General features: G+C 68.9%; 20 protein-coding genes. 6 read left to right on the top strand and 14 right to left on the bottom strand.

Annotation, left to right across the window (positions count from 1 at the left end; translation table 11 throughout):
- Position 1 precedes the first annotated feature (1 nt).
- From LRG07_RS05690 to LRG07_RS05705, 4 genes are all read right to left on the bottom strand, one after another.
- Positions 2-1,447: a bifunctional 2-methylcitrate dehydratase/aconitate hydratase gene (locus tag LRG07_RS05690; protein ID WP_201169942.1), complete on the bottom strand. Its 1,446-nt coding sequence runs from the start codon at positions 1,445-1,447 to the stop codon at positions 2-4.
- A gap of 110 nt (positions 1,448-1,557) precedes the next feature.
- On the bottom strand, positions 1,558-2,679 hold the full coding sequence (gene prpC, locus LRG07_RS05695; RefSeq protein ID WP_238636579.1) for a 2-methylcitrate synthase: 1,122 nt from the start codon (positions 2,677-2,679) through the stop codon (positions 1,558-1,560).
- On the bottom strand, positions 2,676-3,581 hold the full coding sequence (prpB, locus tag LRG07_RS05700; protein ID WP_238641954.1) for a methylisocitrate lyase: 906 nt from the start codon (positions 3,579-3,581) through the stop codon (positions 2,676-2,678). The genes prpC and prpB overlap by 4 nt, the downstream gene beginning before the upstream one ends.
- 46 nt (positions 3,582-3,627) lie before the next feature.
- Positions 3,628-4,632, bottom strand: coding sequence for a YhdH/YhfP family quinone oxidoreductase (locus LRG07_RS05705; RefSeq protein ID WP_238641955.1), 1,005 nt, complete (start codon positions 4,630-4,632; stop codon positions 3,628-3,630).
- Positions 4,633-4,909: 277 nt separating this feature from the next.
- Here LRG07_RS05705 and LRG07_RS05710 point away from each other — a divergent pair, with 277 nt between their 5' ends.
- From LRG07_RS05710 to LRG07_RS05735, 6 genes are read left to right on the top strand one after another with little or no spacing between them, the layout of a single operon-like run.
- Positions 4,910-7,441: an ABC transporter substrate-binding protein gene (locus tag LRG07_RS05710; protein WP_238641956.1), complete on the top strand. Its 2,532-nt coding sequence runs from the start codon at positions 4,910-4,912 to the stop codon at positions 7,439-7,441.
- A gap of 2 nt (positions 7,442-7,443) precedes the next feature.
- On the top strand, positions 7,444-8,556 hold the full coding sequence (locus LRG07_RS05715; protein ID WP_201169953.1) for an ABC transporter permease: 1,113 nt from the start codon (positions 7,444-7,446) through the stop codon (positions 8,554-8,556).
- Positions 8,553-9,887: an ABC transporter permease gene (locus tag LRG07_RS05720; protein WP_238641957.1), complete on the top strand. Its 1,335-nt coding sequence runs from the start codon at positions 8,553-8,555 to the stop codon at positions 9,885-9,887. Before LRG07_RS05715 ends, LRG07_RS05720 begins: the two co-directional genes overlap by 4 nt.
- A complete protein-coding gene (locus tag LRG07_RS05725) occupies positions 9,887-10,864 on the top strand; it encodes an ABC transporter ATP-binding protein (protein WP_201169959.1) in 978 nt (325 codons plus the stop codon). Before LRG07_RS05720 ends, LRG07_RS05725 begins: the two co-directional genes overlap by 1 nt.
- A complete protein-coding gene (locus tag LRG07_RS05730) occupies positions 10,861-11,883 on the top strand; it encodes an ABC transporter ATP-binding protein (protein ID WP_238634687.1) in 1,023 nt (340 codons plus the stop codon). The genes LRG07_RS05725 and LRG07_RS05730 overlap by 4 nt, the downstream gene beginning before the upstream one ends.
- Before the next feature lie 5 nt (positions 11,884-11,888).
- Positions 11,889-12,470, top strand: coding sequence for a methyltransferase domain-containing protein (locus LRG07_RS05735; protein WP_201170306.1), 582 nt, complete (start codon positions 11,889-11,891; stop codon positions 12,468-12,470).
- A gap of 3 nt (positions 12,471-12,473) precedes the next feature.
- On the opposite strand, the gene LRG07_RS05740 is transcribed toward LRG07_RS05735, so the two are convergent.
- The 10 genes from LRG07_RS05740 to tatA all read right to left on the bottom strand — a co-directional run bounded on the left by LRG07_RS05740 (position 12,474) and on the right by tatA (position 22,693).
- Entirely contained in the window at positions 12,474-12,743 is a 270-nt protein-coding gene (locus tag LRG07_RS05740; RefSeq protein WP_201243024.1) for a hypothetical protein, read from the bottom strand.
- Between the two features lie 8 nt (positions 12,744-12,751).
- Entirely contained in the window at positions 12,752-13,726 is a 975-nt protein-coding gene (locus LRG07_RS05745; protein ID WP_238641958.1) for a patatin-like phospholipase family protein, read from the bottom strand.
- Positions 13,727-13,803: 77 nt separating this feature from the next.
- Positions 13,804-14,457 (bottom strand): class I SAM-dependent methyltransferase, encoded by a 654-nt coding sequence (locus LRG07_RS05750; protein ID WP_238641959.1) that lies wholly within the window; start codon positions 14,455-14,457, stop codon positions 13,804-13,806.
- On the bottom strand, positions 14,454-15,299 hold the full coding sequence (locus LRG07_RS05755) for an META domain-containing protein (RefSeq protein WP_201169964.1): 846 nt from the start codon (positions 15,297-15,299) through the stop codon (positions 14,454-14,456). Before LRG07_RS05755 ends, LRG07_RS05750 begins: the two co-directional genes overlap by 4 nt.
- Positions 15,300-15,430: 131 nt before the next feature.
- Entirely contained in the window at positions 15,431-16,852 is a 1,422-nt protein-coding gene (gene lpdA, locus LRG07_RS05760; RefSeq protein WP_238641960.1) for a dihydrolipoyl dehydrogenase, read from the bottom strand.
- A gap of 73 nt (positions 16,853-16,925) precedes the next feature.
- Complete coding sequence (gene odhB / locus LRG07_RS05765) at positions 16,926-18,233, bottom strand: 2-oxoglutarate dehydrogenase complex dihydrolipoyllysine-residue succinyltransferase (protein ID WP_238634684.1); 1,308 nt, start codon at positions 18,231-18,233, stop codon at positions 16,926-16,928.
- Positions 18,234-18,284: 51 nt separating this feature from the next.
- A complete protein-coding gene (locus tag LRG07_RS05770) occupies positions 18,285-21,122 on the bottom strand; it encodes a 2-oxoglutarate dehydrogenase E1 component (protein WP_238641961.1) in 2,838 nt (945 codons plus the stop codon).
- 91 nt (positions 21,123-21,213) lie between these two features.
- On the bottom strand, positions 21,214-22,008 hold the full coding sequence (tatC, locus tag LRG07_RS05775) for a twin-arginine translocase subunit TatC (RefSeq protein WP_201169972.1): 795 nt from the start codon (positions 22,006-22,008) through the stop codon (positions 21,214-21,216).
- Complete coding sequence (tatB, locus tag LRG07_RS05780; RefSeq protein WP_201241765.1) at positions 22,005-22,358, bottom strand: Sec-independent protein translocase protein TatB; 354 nt, start codon at positions 22,356-22,358, stop codon at positions 22,005-22,007. The genes tatC and tatB overlap by 4 nt, the downstream gene beginning before the upstream one ends.
- A 44-nt stretch (positions 22,359-22,402) precedes the next feature.
- Positions 22,403-22,693, bottom strand: coding sequence for a Sec-independent protein translocase subunit TatA (gene tatA, locus LRG07_RS05785; protein ID WP_201169976.1), 291 nt, complete (start codon positions 22,691-22,693; stop codon positions 22,403-22,405).
- Between the last annotated feature and the right edge of the window lie 28 nt (positions 22,694-22,721).

Genomic DNA, 22,721 nt, shown 5'->3' on the forward strand with positions numbered 1-22,721 from the left:
CTCAGACCCGCCAGAGGTCCATGAACTCGTGGACCGGCATCTGCTCCAGCCGCTGCTGCTCGCCGAGCGCAGCCTCAATCGCGCCAGCTTGCCGCGGCGCGAAGCGGGACGATACGGCGTTGCGGAACTTCTCCTCAAGCACCGGGATGCCCTCATCGCGACGACGGCGGTGGCCGATGGGGTATTCCACGGCGATGCGCTCGGTCTTCGAGCCGTCCTTGAACACAACCTGCACCGCGTTGCCGATCGAGCGCTTGTCGGGGTCCATGTAATCCCTCGAGAACGCCTCGTTCTCGGTGACCTCCATCCGCTCGCGCAGGGCGTCGAGCCGCGAATCGGCGGCCACGGCGTCCTCGTAGTCGGCGGCGGTGAGGCGGCCGAAGATCAGCGGGACCGCAACCATGTACTGCAGGCAGTGGTCGCGGTCGGCGGGGTTGTTCAGCGGCCCAGTCTTGTCGATGATCCGCACCCCAGCCTCCTGGGTCTCGATGATGACCCGGTCGACCTCGTCAAGTCGCGGCGCCACCTGGGCATGGAGCTGCAGGGCAGCCTCGACAGCGGTCTGGGCGTGGAACTCGGCCGGGAACGAGATCTTGAACAGCACGTGCTCCATAACGTAGCTGGCGTAGGCCTGGGAGCGACGGATCGGCTCGCCGCGGAAGAGCACGTCCTGGAAGCCCCACCCCTGGGCGGAGAGGGCGGAGGGGTAGCCCATCTCGCCGGTGAGGCTCATCAGCGCCAGCCGCACGCCGCGCGCCGAGGCGTCACCGGCGGCCCAGCTCTTGCGCGAGCCGGTATTCGGCGCGTGGCGATAGGTGCGCAGCGCCCCGCCGTCGATCCAGGCGTTGGAGACGGCGTTGATGACATCCTCGCGGCTGCCGCCGAGCAGCCGGGTGGTCACGGCCGTGGTGGCCAGCCGTACCAGCAGGACGTGGTCGAGGCCGACGCGGTTGAAGCTGTTCTCCAGCGCCAGCACGCCCTGGATCTCATGGGCCTTGATGGCGGCGGTGAGCACCTCGCGCATGGTCAGCGGCGTCTCGCTCCGGGCGAGCCGCCGGCGGCTCTCGTAGTCGGCGGCGGCGAGGATGCCGCCGAGGTTGTCCGAGGGGTGGCCCCACTCGGCAGCCAGCCAGGTGTCGTTGAAGTCCAGCCAACGGATCAGGGCGCCGATGTTGAACGCGCCCTGCACCGGATCGAGGCGATAGGCGGTGCCCGGCACCACCACCCCGTCGCGCATCTCGGCGCCTGGGACGATGGGCCCGAGCAGCTTGGTGCAGGCCGGGTAGTCGAGCGCCATCATGGCGCAGGCGAGGCTGTCCATCAGGCAGTGCCGGGCGGTCTGATACGCCTCGGCGGAGTCGATGTCGGTGGCGCTGACGTAGTCGGCGATGGCCACCAGCTCGGCATCGGGATCGGGGCGCTGGGCGCTGCGGATGTCTCCGGACATGGGCAAGCTTCCTCAAGAACCAGTTGCAGTTGATCGTGCCACGGTCGCCGCCGACTCCGCGCCCCCCGCGGCAACGGGGCGGAGGCGGCGTTCCCGGGCTGAACGGCGTGTCAGCGCTGATCGATCGGCGGCACCGCACGCAGATTGTGGCCGGTGTAATCGGCGCTCGGACGAATGATGCGGTTCTTCGCCCGCTGCTCCATCACGTGGGCCGCCCACCCGCTGTGCCGGGACATCACGAAGATCGGCGTGAACAGCTTGGTGGGAATCCCCATGAAGCGGTAGGCCGAGGCGTGGTAGAAGTCGGCATTCGCGAACAGCCCCTTCTCGTCCCACATCAACTGCTCCACGGCCTCGGAGACCGGGAACAGGGTCTCGTCACCGACCTCCGCGGCGAGCTCGCGGGACCACTCCTTGATCACGGCGTTGCGCGGGTCGACCTCGGTGTAGACCGCATGGCCGAAGCCCATGACTTTCTCCTTGCGCTCGAGCATTCCGGCCAGCTCGCGTCGCGCCTCCTCCGGGCTGGACCACTGCTCGAGCATCTCCATGGCAGCCTCGTTGGCGCCACCGTGGAGCGGGCCGCGCAGGGTCCCGATTGCCCCCGTGATGGCCGAGTGCATGTCCGACAGCGTCGAGGCGCAGACCCGGGCAGCGAAGGTGGAGGCGTTGAACTCGTGCTCCGCATAGAGGATCAGCGAGACGTGCATGACGTTCTTGTGCAGCGCGTTGGGCCGCTCACCGCGGAGCAGGTAGAGGAAGTGGGCGCCGATGGAGTCCTCGTCGCTGTCGGTATCGATGCGCACACCTTCGTGGCTGTATCGGTACCAGTAGGTGATGATCGACGGGAAGACCGCCAGCAGACGGTCCGCCACCTCGGCCTGCTGCGAGAAATCGGTCTCGGTCTCCAGGGTGCCGAGCATGGAACAGCCGGTGCGCATCACATCCATGGGGTGGGCATCCCGCGGGATCTGCTCAAGGACCGCCTTGACCGCCGGCGGCAGCTCGCGCATGCCGGAGAGGCGGCGCTTGTACGCCTCGAGCTGGGCGCGGTCGGGGAGTTCGCCGTAGAGCAGCAGGTAGGCCACCTCCTCGAACTCGCACTGTGCCGCCAGGTCACGGACGTCGTAGCCGCGGTAGGTCAGGCCCGTCCCCTCCTGGCCGACCGTGCACAGCGCCGTCTCCCCGGCGGATTGGCCACGCAGCCCGGCACCGGTCTTCTTTCCCGTCATCGCTCTTCTCCTCCTGTTCGTACGTCGCGCCCGAAGAGCTCATCGAGCTTGCGCTCATAGTCGTGGTAGCCGAGCACCTCGTAGAGCTCTTCGCGCGTCTGCATGCGATCGAGCATGCCCTCCTGGGTTCCCTCGGCACGAATGGCGCCGTAGACCTCCTCGGCGGCCCGGCTCATGGCCCGGAAGGCCGAAAGCGGATAGAGGACGAGCCCCGCCCCCGCCTCGCGCAGCTGCGCCACCGTGAAGTACGGCGTCTTGCCGAACTCGGTGATGTTGGCCAGCACCGGCACCGAGAGCCGGTCGGTGAAGGTGCGGATGTCCTCAAGGCTGTGCATGGCCTCGGCGAAGACCATGTCGGCACCAGCCTCCACGTACGCCTCGGCGCGCTCCAGGGCGGCCTCCAGACCCTCCGAGGCGCGGGCGTCGGTGCGCGCCATGACCACCAGCTCCGGATCGGGCCGCGCGTCCACCGCCGCTCGGACCCGATCGACCATCTCGGCGGTGGAGACCAGCTCCTTGCCCGGGCGGTGACCGCAGCGCTTGGCCTGGACCTGGTCCTCGATGTGCACCGCGGCCGCCCCGGCGCGCGTCAGCTCGCGGATAGTCCGCGCGACGCTGAAGGCACCGCCAAAGCCGGTGTCGATATCCACCAGCACCGGCGCGCGGGTCACGTCGGTGATGCGCCGGACGTCCTCGACCACATCGGCCAGCTGGGTGATCCCCAGATCCGGCAGGCCATACGAGGCATTGGCCACCCCGGCGCCGGAGACGTACAGCGCCTGGAACCCGGCCCGCTCGGCGAGCAGCGCCGAATAGGCGTTGATGGCGCCGACCACCTGCAGCGGTTGTTCCTGCGTAACGGCGTCGCGGAAGCGGCGTCCCGCGGATGACTGATCGGTCATGTTTTCGTTCGCTCCGTGTCGTGATCGGGTGGGCGGGCCGGACGGGTCAGGCGACGGCGTCGCCGCCCACGCGGACCAGGGTGCGGCCGGTCACCTGCCGGGCGAGCATCGCCTCGGCGGCATCGCGCAGCCCGTCGAGTTCCACCTCGCGGGTAACGAAGCCTTCCGGGTCCTGCGGACGCAGGTCTTCGCCGAGCCGCCGCCAGCTCTCCAGGCGCAGGGGGCGCGGGCAGTTGGCGGAACTGATGCCGAGCATGCTCACGCCGCGCAGGATCCACGGCATGACGGTGGTCTCGAGCTTCACGCCCCCGGCCAGACCGATGGAGGCGACGTTGCCGTACTCCTCGACCTGGGGCAGCAGCCCGGCGAGCAGGGGACCGCCAACGTTGTCGACCACGCCGGCGAAGCGGGCGCGATCCAGCGGCCGCTCGCTGAGCCCGATCGCCTCCGGGCTCACCACCTCGGCGGCGCCCAGCGCGTGGAGATATGACGCCGCATCCTTCTTGCCGGAAACCGCTACCACGCGGTAACCGGCGTTGCTGAACAGATCCACGGCGATGCTGCCCACGCCCCCCGAAGCCCCGGTGACGAGCACATCGCCCAGCGCCGGGGTCTGCCCGGCCGCCTCCATGCGAATCAGGGCCAGCGCCGCCGTGAATCCGGCGGTACCGAGTGCCATCGCCTGGCGGGGCGTCAGCCCTCCGGGCAGCGGCACGACCCAGTCGGCAGGGATCCGCACGTACTCGGCGAAGCCGCCGTCGTGGACCTCACCCAGACCGCAGCCGGTGATCAGCACCTGCGCCCCGACTTTCACATCGTCGCTGTCGCTCTCAACCACGACGCCGGCGGCATCGATCCCCGGGGTGATGGGGAAACGGCGCAGGATCTTGCCCTGGCCGGTCAGGGCCAGCGCATCCTTGTAGTTGACGGAGGAGTACGCCACCCGGACCAGCACATCGCCAGCGGGCAGATCGGCGGCACCGAGGGTCACGACCCCGCCCTGATCCTCCCTGCCGGATTCCGGGACCCGCCACGCCGTGAATTCCTGCATTTTTTATCACCTCTGACGGCCAGTTCAGCGAGTTTACAACAGCGCTTCACCGCCTCCCAAATCATATAACAACCAATATGTTAGGATCTCTCATGGCGTTTTCTGCGTGTTCTCCGCGCGCTTCGTACGGGAGCAGCATTATGTTCAACAATGATCCGGCTCACGCTGCATTGCGCGCGCCCCGGGCCAAGGGCAGGTTGGACCCCACGCAAAGCTTGGTGCACCATGAGCTGCGGTCAAAAACCGACCCCGCAGCGAGGACTCACAGGCTCGACCCATGGCGCCGCGCTCCTATATCCCCCTGGCCGCGCTGGCCCTGATTGCCGGGGCAATCGCCACCGTGCTGATCATCGGCGAACAGCGCGGCGCGGACACCGACGCCAGCAACCGGGGCGAACCGGGCGACCCGGCCGAACGCCGCGGTGCACTAGTCGATGAGATCATCTTCACCGATGAGTCCGACCCGGGCCGGCTCACCGCGCTCATCGAGCACGGCTCGCACCACCTATTCACTCAGGGTATCGACAGCGCCACCATCTTCCGCCAGGCGCAGGACTCGGAGCAGGTCGACCACTTCCTTTCCCACGGCACGGCCATCGAGCTGACCCTCAACCCGGCCGCCTTCGAGGACGAGCAGCGACTCAATCCATTCCGCGAGCCGCGCATCCGCGAGGCGCTGAATCGCCTGATCGACCGGCGCCACGTGGCCGAGGAACTCTTCGGCGGTCTTGCGGTGCCCCGCTATCTGCCGATCAACACGGCCTTCCCCGACTACGCCCGGCTGGCGGAGACCGCACGCTCGCTGGAACTCAAGTACCGCCATGACCCGGAGCGCGCCGAGGCGACCATCGCGGAAACCATGGAGGCGCGCGGCGCCGAGCGCCGGGAGGGCCGCTGGTATTACGCCGACGAGCCGGTGACCCTCACCGTGCTCATCCGCACCGAGGACAACCGTGAGCGGGTCGGGGACTACATCGCCAACCTGATGGAGGATCTCGGCTTCACCGTCGAGCGCCTCTACCGCACGGCCGAGGAGGCCTCCCGCATCTGGATGACCGGCGACCCGGCCGCCGGACGCTGGCACATCTACACCGGCGCCTGGGTCTCGACCGTGATCAACCGCGACATCGGCGACAACTTCAACTACTACTACACCCCCCGAGGCCGCCCCGACCCGCTATGGCAGGCGTATGAGCCCACCGAGGCGTTCAGCGAGGCCGCCGAGCGCCTGGAGCGCCGCGACTACACCAGCGTCGGGGAACGCCAGGAACTCATGGAGGAGGGCCTGACCCTGGCGATGGAAAACTCGGCGCGCATCTGGCTGGCGGATCAGCTCAGTGTCTGGCCCCACGCCGCCGATCTTGAGGTGGCCGGCGACCTGGCCGGCGGGCTCTCCGGGTCGCAGCTGTGGCCCTTTACCCTGCGTTTCAGCGATCGCGTGGGGGGTCGCGTGGTGGCAGCCACGCCGAGCATGCTCACCGAACCGTGGAACCACGTCGCCGGCAGCAACTGGATCTTCGACCGCATGATCCTGCGCGGGTTGACCGACTCGGCGGTGCTGCCCGACCCCTTCACCGGCCTCTACTGGCCGCAGCGACTCGACTCGGCGGAGGTCACGGTCACTGAGGACGCGCCGGTCAACCGCACCCTGGACTGGGTCTCGCTGGAAACCGCTGAGACCATCGAGATCCCCGGTGACGCCTGGATCGACTGGGACCCGGAGGAGCAGCGCATCCTGACCGTGGACGATCGCCACGAGGATGGACTGACCGCCCGCTCGCGGGTAGTCCTCCACTACGAGGACGACTACCTCGAGCGCCGCTGGCACGACGGCTCGCAGGTCTCCGTGGCCGACGTGGTGCTGCCTTGGATCCTGAGCTTCGCCCGAGCCGACGAGGACAGCCCGCTGTTCGATCCCTCCCACCTGCCGGAGTTCGAGGTCTATCAACGCAACTTCCGCGGCTGGCGGATTACCGATACCGACCCCCTGACCGTCGAGGTCTACAGCGACCAGGTCTACCCGGACGCCGAGAACCTGGTCGCCGCCCGCATCCCGGCCGCTCAGCCCTGGCACGTGGTCAACCTGGGCATCCAGGCCGAGCGCCGCGGCGAGCTCGCCTTCTCCTCGAGCAAGGCCGACCGCATGGATGTGGAGTGGCTCAACCTGGTCTCGGGGCCGAGCCTGGAGGTTCTCCGCGGCTACCTGCGCGCTGCCGCTGAGGCCGAGCAGGTGCCCTTCGAGCAGGCCCTTGGCGAATGGCTGCGTGAGGGCGAGGCCGCCGAGCGCTACCGCGCCCTCGACACCTGGCAGCAGGAACGCGGCCACTTCTGGGTGGATGATGGGCCGTTCTACCTGCACTCGGTCCGCCCGGTGGAGGGCAGCATCGTGCTGCGTCGCTACCCGGATCACCCGGATCCGGCCGACAAGTGGCTGCGCTTCACCGACCCGCGCATCCCGGAGCTGGAAATCGACGGACCGCTGCTGGTCGAGCACGGCGAGGATCTCGAGCTGACGGTCCGCATCACTTACGCCGGCGAACCCTACCCGGACGAGGAGATCGAGACCGCCCGCTTTCTCCTCTTCGACCGGGACGACCGGCTGGCGCTGAAAGGCGAGAGCGAGCCGGACGGCGACGGACAGTGGCGCATCCGCGTCCCCGCCGAGGCGCTGGAGACGCTGGGCACCGGAGCCAACAGCATGGAACTGGCCGTCACCTCACGAAGCGTGGCCCTGCCGGCATTCGCCACCCACGCCTTCGCCACCCTACCGGCCGGCGGCCCCGAAGCAGACAGCCAGGAGGAGGAGTAGCCGTGGCCAGCGCCGCCCCCGTCAGCCGCACCGCCTCCTTGCTCCGCGACCTCCGTCATCTTGGGGTTTTCACCGCCAAGCGGCTCATCGCCCTGCTGCTGACCGTGCTGATCGGTGTCTACCTGACCATCCTCATCGCCAACATGGGCGGGCAGGTGGATGAGCTGCGCATGGCCCAGATCCAGGGCGAAGTGGCCGAACAGGTCCGGGGAGACCCGGCCTTCCAGGACCTCGACTCGGAGGAGCGCGAGGAACTGATGCAGCGCCAGATCGACCTAGAGGTCGAGCGCCTGCGCCTGGACGAGCCGTTCATCGTGCGCAGCTTCGACTACCTGCGCGCGGCCATGACCCTCGACCTGGGGCGGGCGGAGCAGATGCACAGCGATGCCGGTTCCCGGCAGGTCTACAACATCATTGCCGAGCGCCTGCCGGCGACGCTGCTGCTCTTCGGCACCGCCAACCTGCTGGTGTTTTTCGTCTCGGTCTTCGCCGCGCTGTCGCTGTCACGACGCTACGGCAGCCGGCTGGACCAGACCGTGATCGGCCTGGCACCCACCTCGGCGGCGCCGGCGTGGTTCTACGGCATCTTCCTGATCCTGCTGCTTGCGTTCATCTTCCCGCTGCTGCCGTCCGGCGGCATGGTGGCGGTGCCGCCGCCGGAGGATCCGTGGGCCTATGCAGCCAGCGTGATCCGCCACATGGCGCTACCGGTGGCGGCGATGTTCATCGCCCAGATCTTCATATCGATCTACTCGTGGCGGACGTTCTTCCTCATCCACTCCAGCGAGGATTATGTGGAGATGGCCCGTGCCAAGGGTTTGCCCGACGCCCTGGTGGAGCAGCGCTACATCCTCCGGCCGACACTTTCGCCGATCATCACCAGCTTCCTGCTGATGCTCATCGGCCTATGGAGCGGTGCGATCATTCTCGAACAGGTCTTCAACTGGCCGGGCCTGGGCACGCTACTCTTCGAGGCCATCGGGCACCGTGACACGCCGGTCATCATCGGCTCGGTGGTCATCTTTGCCTACCTGCTGGCCGTGACCGTGTTCCTGCTGGACTTCCTCTACGCCATCCTGGACCCGCGGGTCCGCATCGACGGGGGGCAGGGATGATCCGCTGGCGCGATGGGCTCACCCAGGTACGACGCTACCCGTCCGCCGTGGCCGGGCTGCTGATCATCGCCATACTGATCGCCACGGCCATCTATGCCGTGACCGCCATCCCCTACTCCGAGGCGCAGAAGCTCTGGCGCGGCGGCGACGCCTGGCAGGACCTGCCGGTCAACGCCAGCCCGGCGTGGACCGACCGGCTTCTCGGCGGGGACGCCCCGCGCACCATCACCGTCTCCAGCGAGGATGCGCCCACCGAGCGTCAGGATCTGGGCGCAGCACGGCTCGAGACAACCACCCTGGAGGTCGACTTCCCCTACGACGGCTTCCCCTCGGAGATCAATCTCTTCCTCGAGGCGGAGTTCGAGCAGGGCCAGCCCTTCACGCGGGTGCACTGGCGCACCCCGGACGGCGAGGAGATCCCCATCGACGCCCGCCGGGTGGGGGAGCGGGAGCGCTTCTCCATCTCCCAGGACCGGCAACTGGAGAGTCGGCTGGGCCGCGCGCCCCAGGTCGGCCTGTTCACCGACGCCGAGCCCGGAACCCCGGACCCGACAGTGCGCACCGGCACCTACGAGCTGGTTATCGAGACGGTGCACTTCGAAGAGTCCGCCCGGCTGCACGCCGAGCTGGTCGTCTACGGGCAGGTCCACGGCGCCTTCGGCACCGACCACCAGCGCCGCGACCTGGCCGTAGCCCTGCTCTGGGGCACGCCGGTCGCCCTCGCCTTCGGACTGCTCGCCGCCGTGGGCACCACAGTGACCACCCTGATCATCGCCGCCACCGGGGTCTGGTACGGGGGCTGGGTGGACGCCACCATCCAGCGGCTCACCGAGGTGAACATCATCCTGCCGCTGCTGCCGATCCTGGTGATGATCGGCACCCTCTATTCGACCAGCATCTGGCTGATGCTCGGCGTCGTCGTGGTGCTGGGCATATTCAGCGCCGGGATCAAGATGTACCGCTCGATGCTGCTGCCCATCCGTGAAGCGCCCTATATCGAGGCGGCGCGCGCCTATGGGGCCGGGGGCGGCCGGATCATCCTGCGCTACATGGTGCCGCGGATCCTGCCAGTGCTCATCCCCACCTTCGTCACCCTGATCCCCACCTACGTCTTCCTGGAGGCGTCGTTGGCGGTTCTCGGCCTGGGTGACCCGGTGCTGCCGACGTGGGGCAAGGTCCTGCACGATGCCCAGGCCCAGAGTGCGCTCTACCACGGCTTTTACTACTGGGTGCTGTCGCCGGCGGCGCTGCTGATGCTCACCGGACTCGGCTTTGCCATGCTCGGCTTCGCCCTGGACCGGATCTTCAACCCGCGGCTGAGGAACCTCTGATGGCCGGTGCCCCGCTGCTCGAGATCGAGAACCTGCGCCTGGGCTACGCCACCGCGCGCGGCACCCTGTGGGCGGTGGACGGCGTGAACCTGGAGGTGCGCCGCAACGAGGCCCTGGCCGTGCTCGGCGAGTCCGGCTGCGGCAAGAGCTCGCTGGCGCGTACCCTGCTGCGCACGCTGCCGCGCAACGCCCATGCCCCCAGCGGCCAGATGCGCCTGGACGGACGCGACGTGCTCGGCCTTCCGGAGGAGCGCTTCCGCCGCGAAGTGCGTTGGGTGCGCATCGCCCTGGTCATGCAGGCGGCCATGAACGCCCTCAACCCGGTGGTGCGCGTCGGGGAACAGGTGGCTGAACCGCTGCGCGTGCACCACCGGCTGGGCCGGCGGGAGGCACACCGTCGCGCCGGCGCCGCCTTCGAGGAGGTGGGCATCGCCACGGATTTCCTGCGCCGCTACCCCCACGAGCTTTCGGGGGGCATGCGCCAGCGCGCGGTGCTGGCCATGGCGCTGGTGACCGAACCGGACCTGGTCGTCCTCGACGAGCCCACCTCGGCGCTGGACGTGCTCACCCAGGCATCCATCATGAACGTGCTCAAGCGCATCAAGGCCCAACGCGGGGTCAGCTTCGTGCTGATCACCCACGATATCGCCACCTCCAGCGAACTGGCCGACCGGGTGGCGCTGATGTACGCCGGGCAGGTGGTGGAGACCGCCAGCGCCGAGGCGTTCTTCGGCCATCCCGCCCACCCCTACTCGCGGCTGCTGATGGACTCGGTGCCCCGGCTGCACCAGGAGCAGCCGCCACGCGCCATACCGGGCCGCCCCCCGAGCCTGCTCGAGCCGCCGACCGGCTGCCGCTTCGCCGAACGCTGCCCGAAGGCCTATGAGCGCTGCAGCGAGCCACCACCCGAGGTTGCCTACGATACCCGGCACCGAGTCCGCTGCTGGCTTCACCACCGCTCGGGAGGGGGACCATGAGCTTGCACTCACCCATCGCGGCGCGCACCACCGGCAGCACCGATGAGGCACTGCTGTGCGTTGACGGCCTGCACACCCACTTCGAACTGCGTCAGTGGGGGTTCCTGCGGACCGGCACGGTGCGCGCCGTCGACGGCGTAGCCTTCAGCCTGGACGCCGGTGAGGCCATTGCGGTGGTCGGCGAGAGCGGCTGCGGCAAGAGCTCTCTGGCGCGCACCCTGCTCGGGCTGCACCGGCCCACCGCCGGCTCGGTGCGTTTCGCCGGTACCGAGGTGGGTGAGCTCAACGGCGCGGCCCTCAAGACATACCGCGCGCAGGTCGGCTACGTCCAGCAGGACCCCTACGGGGCCCTGCCACCGTTCATGGAGGTGCAGCGGATCCTGGCCGAGCCGCTGATTATCCACGGCGTCCGCCCGCGCGCCGAGCGCTGGCGGCGCATCGAGGCAGCCCTCGAAGAGGTTGGCCTCAGCCCCGCGGCCGAGGTGGCCGGCAAGTTTCCCCACCAACTCAGCGGCGGTCAGCAGCAGCGCGTGGTCATCGCCCGGGCACTGCTGCTGCGGCCGGCGATGATCATCGCCGACGAGCCCGTCTCCATGCTCGACGCCTCGGTCCGGGTGGAGATCCTCAACCTGCTCCACCGGGTGCAACAGGAGCACGACTTGGCCCTGCTTTACATCACCCACGACCTCTCGACGGTCCGCCACTATGTGGACCGGGCGATGGTGATGTACGGCGGACGCATCGTCGAGCAGGCCCCTGTGGACGCGCTGTTGCAGCGGCCCCAGCACCCCTACACCGAGGCCCTGCTCAGCGCCCTCGGCGACCCCGATGCCGCCAACGCCGGCCGCCCCCGCCCAGTCCCCGGGGGCGAGGCGCCCAGCCTGATCCAGCCACCCACCGGATGCCGTTACCACCCACGCTGCCCGCACGCCATGGCGGGTCGGTGCGAGCTCGATCCGCCGCCGCCGGACTTCCGGCCCCGCCCGGAGCATCGAGCCGCCTGCTGGCTTCGCGAGTGACCCCGGTGCGCGGCGTCGAGCACATCCCGTGGCTCTACGACGCCGGTATGGCCGTCTGCGAACGCTTAGGCATGCACCGCTGGCGCGAGGCGCTCGTCGACGGGGTCCGCGGCCGTGTCCTGGAGGTAGGCTGCGGGACGGGACGGACCCTACCGCTCTATCCCGCCGAGACCGCGGTGTGGGCAGTGGATCCGGACGCCGCCGCGTTGCGCCGCGCCCGGCGCCGGGCGCCGCAGGTCCCGCTGTACGTTGGCCGCGCGGAGGCACTGCCCTTCGCCGACGGCAGCTTCGACACGGTCACCACCAGCCTGAGTTTCTGCAGCGTCGGCGATACCGCGGCGGGGCTGCGGGAGATCCGCCGGGTCCTCGACGATCACGGGGTGCTGCGAATGCTCGAGCACGTGCGCTCACCGGGGCTGGCGGGCCGGGTGCAGGACCGCATCCAGCCGGTGTGGACCGCCGTCAGCGGCGGCTGCCACCTCAACCGGGATACCGAGGCAGCCGTGCGCGCGGCGGGGTTCCGCATCGACGGCACCTCGCGACGGGCGCGCGGGGTCATGCGCTGCTTCGCCGCCTACAAAGCGTAACAGTCAGGACCGGCCCAGACGCTGCCACAGATCCGCCAGGTGGGCCGCCAGGCCAGCCAGCAACCACCCCGAGACCCAGTACCACGGGGCACCGGTCAGCGCGGCGCGCAGCGCCAGCAGCAGGAAGCCGCCGGCCGCCAGGGTGGTCACGATGGTTGCCGACGCCAGGCCATGACCGGTGCGCCGGTAGAGCGCGTAAAGCAGGGCCCCCTCGAGGAGCATCAGCACCAGGATGGCGTCGATGACGCGGCCGCTGGCAAACCATTCCGCCATCATCCCGCTCACCACTCGGCCAGCCGTTCACGCAGCTCGTCCCGGAGGATGTCCACCTCAGGGCGGGCCTGCTCAAGGATCGTATCCACCCTGTGAAAGTCGAGCACGCGGATATCGCTGATCGCCGGGCTGATCAGGATATCGGGCTCCTCCCGCCGCCGCTTCTCCTGCAGGATGGAGTACTGCATGACCTGGAACGTGTTGAAGATGTTGTCCAGGTACGCCGGGTTGCGCAGTGCCTCGTCCTTGCCCTCCTCACGGGTGCCGAGCACATTGACCGCCACCACCACGTCGCAATCCTCAGCGAGCAGGTCGAACGGCACCGGATTGGTCAGGCCACCGTCGACCAGCACCCGATCCTGATAGGAGACCGGGCTGAACAGCCCCGGCATGGCCATGCTCGCCTGGACCGCCGGCCACAACGCACCCGAATCGAAGACCACCGCCTCGCGCTTCCAGTAGTCGGTGGCCACAATCTGCAGCGGAATCTCCAGCTCGCCAAAGCGCGACACGCCCGTCTCCTTGCGCAGGTGGGCGATAAAGGCGTCGGACTCCACAAGCCCGCCGTCGCGATCCGACGGCTGCACGAAGTCGAGCCACTGCCGCCATTTGCCGCCCATCAGCGTCTGCAGCCAGTTCTCGTCCTGATCGGCGACGAGCTCATCGATTCCGGCTCGGATCTCCTCGGCGCTAAGCCCGGCGGCATAGAGCGCGCCCATAATGGCGCCGATGCTGCAGCCACTGATCCGGTGCGGACGCACCCCGAGCTCCTCGAGCGCCTCGAAGACCAGCAGGTGGGAGAGGCCGCGGGCCCCGCCGCTGCCGAGCGCCAGGCCGATACGCGGCCTCCCGTCCCGGTCCACCTCGCCGCCCCGGGCGCCGGCAACCGGGGTGGCCGACATGCCCACCAGGGGCATCAGGGATGCGCTGATCATCATCTTCAGGGTGTGGCGTCGTGGGCGGTCGGGGAGGTCGTGTGGCACTGCGAATCCTCGCTTCAGGCTGCCGCTGAAGGTGCAGCGGTCTCGGGTGAACATAGCAGGCACGGCCCCGACTGTCCTCAGCCCGCGCCGCCGGCGACCGGGCGGCGCAACAGGGCGACATCGTCCCGCGGCAGATGCAGCTCCGCGCCCCAGCGTCGGGCGAACCAGCAGAAGGTCGCCTCGGCGAAGAAGGCGATGTGGGTCGGGTCGCGCAGGTAGTGCCAGGCACCGAACGCCTCGGCGGACGGCTGGCGCTTGGTCATGATACCCAGCCAGCCCCCGGGTCGCACGCACCCCCAGAGCCCGTCGAGCTCGGCCGCCGGCTCGGCCAGGTGCTCGACCACCTCGGTGGCGGTAACCACCTCGTAGCGATCGCGCAACGGCGACGGATCGGGGAAGTAGAAGGGATCGTAGACCTCGGCCTGATAGCCTGCCTCACGGAACATCGCCGCCAGCGCGGGGCCGTGGCCGCAACCGAAATCCAGCACGCGCGCCGGCGGCACCACCGCGGCCATCAGCGGATCGGCGATCCGGGCCAGGAAGCGCCGGTAGCCCGGGTCGTTCACCGCATTCCGGTGCTGGTCGTAGACAGCCTTCTCGTCCGCCGCCGACAGGTGCTGCTGGGGCGGTACGTGGACCAGGGCGCAGCTCGGGCATCGGTGATACGTGCGCTCGGCCCGATGGAACAGCACCGCCGAGCTGCCGCACAGGGGGCAGGGGCGAACGCTCACGGCGCCACCCCGCCGGCCTCCTCCGCGCGGACCGCCTCCAGGCGCCTGCCATCCGCGGTCAGCAGGCGCAGACGGTCGACTTCGGGCATATAGAGGAAGTACACCCCGGCGAGCACATCCAGGAACGCCTGCTCGGCTTCCGCCAGGCCCGCGTCGCGGCAGGCCATGCGCGTGGCGGCCAGGCCGCTGAACACGATCCGCTCGCCGGTCAGCCGGTAGGCGCCGGCGTAGCGATTACACGGCGCCTGCCCGTGAACCCGCCCCTCGGCATCGAGATCGAGCGTGATGATCGCCTCGGGGATCTCGCCGTCGACGGCCACGATCTGCCACTCACCCCCGGTCAGCAACGCCCGGGGATCGCCGCCGCAACCGCGATGCTGCGTACCGTCCAGGGTGTAGTCGACGCGGTACGGGTGCGGCATGCCGGTGGCCACATCGGCGCACAGCGCCTGCTCGACGACAACCTCCAGCGCGCGGCCGTTATCGGTCTCCGCCGTATAGCGCAGGGCCGTGTCCGTTACCTCCGGGTCCGGCTGCGCGGCGGCCACCTCGAGGCGGCCGTAATCGGCCAGCAGCCGCATGCGCTCGCCGTCCATGCGCAGCATCCACCCCGGCTCCTGCCCGCGGGCAATGAACGGTTCATCGGCGGTACCCAGCCCCGGTGCCGGCTCCGGGACAGTCTCGGGGGCCTCGATGGGCTCGGGCTCGGCCTCGGCCAAGGGGGCGGGGGGATCCTCACGGACCCCGGCCGGCTCGCGGTCCTGCGCCCGCTCGGGAGTAGCGCACGCGGCCAGCAGGAGAAGGATCGGAAGAGTGGTCGCGACGGTACGGATGGTGGTCATGGGTCCAGAATACCCGAAAGCGGTGCTCCAGCGGCACTGCCTCGGTGCAACGGAATCCGGACCGCTCGCGGCGGCGCCGCCCCGTGCGGGGGCGCCGCCCCGTGCGGGGGCGGCGCACGGCGCGTACCGGCTCAGTTGGCCTTATGGATGGCCCGCTTACCCACGGCCAGGGCCGCTTCGTGGACGGACTCGGAGAGCGTCGGGTGGGCGTGGATGGTGCGCGCGATGTCCTCGGCGGAGCCGGCGAACTCCATGGTCACCACCGCCTCGGCGATGAGTTCGGAGGCCTGCGGACCGATAATGTGGGCCCCGAGCAACCGGTCGGTCTCGGCGTGGGCGATGAGCTTGACCATCCCAGCGGTCTGGTCCATGGCACGGGCCCGCCCGTTGGCAGCAAAGCCGAAAACCCCGGTGTTGTAGGGGATGCCGGCCTTCTTCAGCTGCTCCTCGGTCCGACCCACCCAGGCGATCTCGGGGTCGGTGTAGATCACCCACGGGATGGTCTCGTAGTTGAGGCGCCCGCCCTTGCCGGCGATCCGTTCCGCCACCAGGATGCCCTCTTCTTGGCCCTTGTGGGCGAGCATCGGCCCGCGCACGACGTCGCCGACGGCGTAGACGTCGGGCAGGTTGGTCTTGCAGTCCTCGTCGACATTGATGAAGCCACGCTCGTCGAGGAGCAGATCGACCTCTTTCGAGCAGAGGTCATCGGTGTTGGGTCGCCGGCCGACGCAGACGATGAGGCGGTCGACCTCCAGCTCCTGCCCACCGTTCTTGTCCTCGTAGGAGACCGTGACCCCACCGTCGACCCGGGTGCCGGTGACCCGGCAACCCAGGCGGATATCCAGCCCCTGCTTCTTGAACTCCTTCTGGGCCGTGCGCGCCACCTGGCGGTCCACCGGCCCGAGGAATTCGTCCTGCGCCTCGAGCAGCACCACCTCCGAGCCGAGGCGGCTCCATACCGAGCCCATCTCGAGGCCGATGACCCCGGCGCCGATGATGCCGAGCCGCTGCGGCACCTCGGTGAAGTCCAGCGCCCCGTCGGAGTTGACGATGCGCTCGTGATCCAGCGCTGCGGCGCCGATCTCGACGCTGCGCGAGCCGGTGGCCAGTACGACGGAGTCGGCGCTGTAGCGCTCACTGGTGCCATCCGAGCGGCGGACCTCCACGGTCTTCGCCTCGACCAACTGGCCGTGACCGTGGATCCACTCGATCTTGTTGGCCTTGAACAGCTGACGGATGCCCCCGGTGAGATCCTTCACCACCTTGTCCTTGCGGGCGATCATCTTCTCCACATCCAGCTCCACCCCCTGGGCGGTGATGCCGTGGGCGCTGAGCTGCTCGGTAACCTTGTGATACTGCTCCGAGCTGTCGAGCAGCGCCTTGGAGGGGATGCAGCCGACGTTCAGGCAAGTGCCGCCGAGGGCGGGCTCGCCATCCTTGAAGACGAAGGCGTCGACCACGGCAGTGCGCATGCCCAGCTGGGCGCAGCGAATGGCAGCGCTGTATCCGGCGGGGCCGGCACCGATAACGATGACATCGTAGTGATTGGACATGTTGCGACCCTGTTCTGTGGTTGTATGTGCGCTCGAGGGCCTCCGGCCCCGGGCGGATCCTGGGCCCGCGCCGCTAGATTTCGAGCAGCAGCCGGGCGGGATCCTCGATGCAGTCCTTGACGGCCACTAGGAACTGCACCGCCTCGCGGCCGTCGATGATGCGGTGGTCGTAGGTGTGGGCCAGGTACATCATCGGCCGGACCACGATCTCACCGTCCTCGACCACCGGTCGTTCCTGGATCTTGTGCATCCCCAGGATGCCGCTCTGAGGCGGGTTGAGGATGGGCGTGGAGAGCAGCGACCCGAAGATCCCGCCGTTGGTGATGGTGAAGGTACCGCCGGTAAGCTCGTCCATGCTCAGCTTGCCCTGCTGGGCACGCTTGCCGAGCTCGTTGATCTGTGACTCGATCTCGGCGAAGGAGAGGCGGTCGGCGTCGCGCAGCACCGGCACCACCAGCCCCCGCGGCGAGGAGACGGCGATGCCGATGTCGTAATAGCCGTGGTAGATGATGTCATTGCCGTCGATCGAGGCGTTGACCGCCGGATAGCGCTTGAGGGCCTCGACCGCCGCCTTGACGAAGAACGACATGAAGCCTAAGCGCACGTCGTGGGCCTTTTCGAAACGCTCGCGGTAACGGGCGCGCAGATCCATCACCGGCTGCATGTCCACCTCGTTGAAGGTGGTGAGCATGGCCGCGGTCTGCTGCGCCTCGACCAAACGCTCGGCGATGCGCTGGCGCAGCCGGGTCATGGGCACCCGCTGCTCGGGTCGGTCGCCCAGCGGGGCGGCCTCGGCGGCGGGGGCGCTCTGCGGTGCTGTAACCGCGGTGGGCGCTGCCTCGGCCTCGGCCCGACGCTCCAGATGGCGGAGCACGTCTTCCTTGGTCAGGCGACCGTCGCCACTGGAGGACTCGATCCGGGCAGGATCCAGGCCGTGCTCGCGGACCAGACGGCGCACCGCCGGGCTGAGCCCGTCCAGGCTCGCCGCCGGTGCCGCCTCCGCGTCCGCGGCCGCGACGGGCGCCTCGGGGGCCGTGTCCTCCCCGCCCTGGGGGGCCGGCTCGGCGTCGTCCGACGCCTGTCCGCCGGCCGCGGCCGCCGCGGCGGTCTCGGCGGCCGGGGGGTCATCGGTGGCGGCTGCGGCACCCGCCTCGACGTGCCCGAGGATATCGTCCGGGGTGACCGTATCGCCCACCGCACGGTCGATCCCCTGCAGCACACCGTCGGCGGGCGCCGGGACCTCCAGCACCACCTTATCCGTCTCCAGATCGACCAGGTTCTCGTCCTGGCTCACCGCCTCGCCGGGCTGCTTATGCCAGGCCACCACCGTCGCCTCGCTGACGGACTCGGGCAGCGCTGGCACCTTGATCTCGACGCTCATGCAGGTCCCCTTCTCTGGTGTTCTCGTCCGGGCTCGATCGCCGCGTGCCGCCTAGCCAAGGGCATCCTCGACCAGCGCCCGCTGCTGCTCGTGGTGGCGCTTGGGGTAGCCGACCGCCGGCGATGCCGCCGCCGAGCGCCCGGCGTAGCGCAGCCGCTGATCCGGCCCCATGCAGTTGTAGAGGTGGTGGTTGGTGGAGTACCAGGCGCCCTGGTTCTTCGGCTCCTCCTGGCACCAGACCACCTCGGTGGCGGCCGCGTAGCGCTCGGTCAGCAGCCGGCGCAGCGCCTTCTCCGGGAACGGGTAGAGCTGTTCGACCCGGATGATGGCGATGTCATTGCGGGCCTCCCGCCGGCGGGCCTCGAGCAGGTCGTAGTAGACCTTGCCGGCGCACAGCACCACCCGGCGGCAGGCAGCGGGATCGAGCCCGTCCACCTCATCGATGATGTTGTGGAAGTGGCCGCCGGTCAGGTCGTCAAGCCCGGAGGTGGAGAGCTTGTGCCGAAGCAGGCTTTTCGGCGTCAGCACCACCAGTGGCTTGCGGTAGCGGCGCAGCATCTGCCGGCGCAGCATGTGGAAGAACTGCGCCGGCGTCGAGGGCACGCAGACCTGCATGTTGTTCTCGGCACACAGTTGCAGGTAGCGCTCCAGCCGAGCGGAGGAGTGCTCGGGGCCCTGCCCCTCGTAGCCGTGGGGCAGGAACATGGTCAGACCCGACAGCCGGCCCCACTTGGCCTCGGCCGCGGCGATGAACTGGTCGATGACCACCTGCGCGCCGTTGGCGAAGTCACCGAACTGCGCCTCCCAGATGGTCAGGGTATCCGGCTCGGTGGTGGCGTAGCCGTACTCGAAGCCGAGCACGGCCTCCTCGGAGAGGAGCGAGTCGATGACCACGAAGTCCTGGGGCTCGGTGGTCACGTCCTGCAGCGGCACGAAGTTGGAGCCGTCACGGGCGTTGTGCAGCACGGCGTGGCGGTGGAAGAAGGTCCCCCGGCCGGAGTCCTGGCCGGTCAGACGCACGCGGTAGCCGTCCTGCAGCAGCGTGGCGTAGGCCATGGTCTCGGCAAAGCCCCAGTCCAGCGGCAGCGCACCGGCGACCATTTTGCGCCGGCTCTCCATGATGGAGGCCACCCGCGGATTGAGTTCGAAGCCGTCGGGCAGGGCGTCGAGAATCTGCTGCAGCCCGCGCAGGCGCTCCTTGTCCACGGCGGTCTCCACCGGCTCATTCCACTCGCCGCCGACGAACCGGGTCCAGTTCGCGGCGTAGTCGTTGCGCACGCCGGTGAGGATGTTCGACGCCACCACCTCCCGGTTTTCAAGGGCCTCGCGGTAGGCAGCGACCATCTCCTCGGACTCCCGCGGCCCGAGGATGCCTTCCTGCACCAACCGCTCGGCGTAACGCTGGCGTACCGTCGGCTGGTTGCGGATCTTCTGGTACATCATCGGCTGCGTGGCCGCCGGCTCGTCGGCCTCGTTGTGGCCGTGGCGGCGGTAGCAGATCAGATCGATGACCACATCGCGGTGGAAGGTGTTGCGGTAATCCAGGGCCAGGGCCGTGGTGAAGGCTACCGCCTCGGGGTCATCGCCGTTGACGTGGAAGATCGGCGCCTGAACGATCTTCGCCACTTCGGTGCAGTAGTGGCTCGAGCGCGTGTCTTGCGGGTGCGAGGTGGTGAAGCCTATCTGGTTGTTGACCACCACGTGCACCGTACCCCCGGTATAGAAACCGCGGGCCTGGGAGAGCTGGAAGGTCTCCATGACCACGCCCTGCCCGGCGAAGGCGGCGTCACCGTGGATGAGCAGGGGCAGGACCTGCTCGCCCTGGGGATCGCGACGCCGGCGCATGCGCCCGCGGCAGGAGCCCTCGACCACCGGGTTGACGATCTCCAGGTGCGACGGATTAAAGGCCAGAGCCACGTGCATGGGACCGCCCGGGGTCTGGATGTCCGACGAGAAGCCCATGTGGTACTTGACGTCGCCGGAGCCCTGCAGCCCGTCGGGTTGATGGCCCTCAAACTCGGCGAACAGGTCGCCCGGGTCCTTGCCCATGATGTTAATCAGCACGTTGAGCCGGCCCCGGTGGGCCATGCCCAGCACCATCTCCTTGACGCCCTCGCGTCCGGCGCCCTGGATCAGGTCGTGGAGCAGGGGGATCAGCGAGTCCCCACCCTCCAGGGAGAACCGCTTCTGGCCCACGTACTTGGAATGCAGGTACTTCTCGATACCCTCGGCCGCAGTCAGGCGCTCGAGGATCTCTTTCTTGCGCGCGGCGCTCAGCCGCGGACGGCAACCGGTCCCTTCGAGCCGCTCCTGGATCCAGCGCTTCTGCACCGTATCCGTGATGTGCATGTACTCCGAACCGACGGACCCGCAATAGACCTCCTCGAGCTGAGCGATGATCTCGCGCAGCGTCATCTGCGTCGGCGCGTAGAGGGACCCGGTGTTGAACGTTTGGTCCAGCTCCGCCGGCGACAGGCCGTGGAAGGCCGGATCGAGATCCGGCACCGGCGGTTTCGGGCGCAGGTCCAGGGGGTCGATATCCGCCGCCTGGTGACCCCGAAAACGGTAGGAGTTGATCAGCCGCAGCACCGCCGCCTGCTTCTCGGCCGCCTCGGCGCTCAGCCCGCCCTGGACAGCGCCGGAGGCCCGCGCCGGAGTGCCGCCATTGTCCCGCGCGTGCTGCTCAAAGCGGGCCCGGATGGGGCTGTGCGGGATGTCCTCACCGGTGCCGGACTCCCGGGTCAGGCTGTGGAAGTAGGCGCGCCACTCCGGGTCCACGCGGCTCGGATCGGCCAGGTACGTCTCGTACAGGTCCTCGATGAAGGCCGCATTGGCCCCGTGCAGGTAGGAGGTGTTGCGAAGGTGTTCGAAAAGGCCGCGATCAGTCATGCCACCACTCTAAGGCTCGGAGCGAACGGAGAGAACCCGTGCGCCCGGGGCGCGGCGGCCCCGGCGGGCCGGCGCACCCCGGGCGCCACCGCTAACCGTGATCGCCTCCGCCGCCGTCCGGTGAGGCGGCCTCGGCGGGCTGCGTCCGTCCGGCGAGCAGGATGCCGATCTCGTAGAGCAACCACACCGGCACGGCCAGCAGCACCTGCGAGAGCACATCGGGCGGGGTGAGCATCATACCCACCACGAAGGCACCGACAATCACGTAGGGGCGCTTGGCCGCCAGGCTCTCCCGGGTGGAGATGCCACTGCGCACCAGAAGGATGGTCGCGATCGGCACCTGAAAGGCCGCACCGAAGGCGAAGAACAGGGTCAGCACGAACGACAGGTATTCGCCGATATCCGTCATCATCTGCACGCCTTCCGGGGAGACCAGTGCAAAGAAGCGGAAGGCGATCGGGAAGACCACGAAGTAGGCGAAGGCCGCCCCGAGATAGAACAGCCCGGTGCTGGAGATCAGCAACGGCCAGATCATCCGCCGCTCGTGGCGATACAGCCCCGGCGCCACGAAGGCCCAGAGCTGGTAGAGGATGTAGGGGATGGTGATGAAGATGGCCGCCACCAGGGCCAGCTTCATGGGAATCAGAAACGGCGAGGCCACCTTGATAGCAATCATCGAGGTGCCCTCGGGCAGGACTTCCTGAAGCGGCCCGGAGATCCAGCGGTAGAGTGTGTCCCGGAAGGGGTAGAGGAGCAGGAACGCCCCCAGGACCACCACGACGATGCGCAGCAGGCGGTCGCGGAACTCCTTCAGGTGGCTAAGCAGCGGTGCCTCCTGAAGCTTCTCGTCACCCCCCTCTTTCTCGTCGGGCTCGCCGGCACTCACTGGTCCTGCTCCTTGTCGGCGCCGCGCGGCTTACCGCCCTCGGATTCCTCGGCCCTGCGGAGCCGGGCGGCGCGCCGGGCCTCCCGGGTCTCCCGCTCGACGTCCTCCTCAGCCCCCGTGAAGGCGCGGCGGGTCTGCTCGACATCGCGCCGAACCGACTCGCCCGCCTTGCGAATCTCCTCGACCCGCAGCTCGCGCTCGACCTCGCGGCGCGTGGCGTTGAACGAAGAGCGCGCCTTCCCGGCCCATCGGCCGAGCACGCGCACAGTACGAGCCATGCGCTCGGGGCCGAGCACCAGCAAGCCGATCAGGCAGATGATCAGAACTTCCCAGAAGCCGAGGTCGAACATGGCGATCCTGCGTCAGGGCCGTACCGGAGGCGCGCCGGCGCCTCTCAGGAGGCGCTACGGTCGTGCTGCTCGGCACTCTGGCGGGTGGCACTGCTCTCCCGGGCGTGGCCCTGCTCGGAGGCGGGGTCGCCCTGGTGCTCCAGCGGCTCGGGCTCCTCCGACGACTCCCCATCGGCGCGCTTCTGCGCCTCTTCCTCTTCGCCCTCCCGCATCGACTCCTTGAAGCCGCGGATGGCACCACCAAGGTCCCCGCCGATATTGCGCAGCTTCTTGGTGCCGAACAGCAGCGCCACGATCAGCAGAATGATCAGCAGCGACCAGATATTGAATCCCATCTCCTCACCCTCCGACGCCGTGCGGCGC

The organism is Halorhodospira sp. 9622 (genome assembly GCF_022228025.1).
Taxonomy (GTDB): Bacteria; Pseudomonadota; Gammaproteobacteria; order Nitrococcales; family Halorhodospiraceae; genus Halorhodospira; species Halorhodospira halophila_A.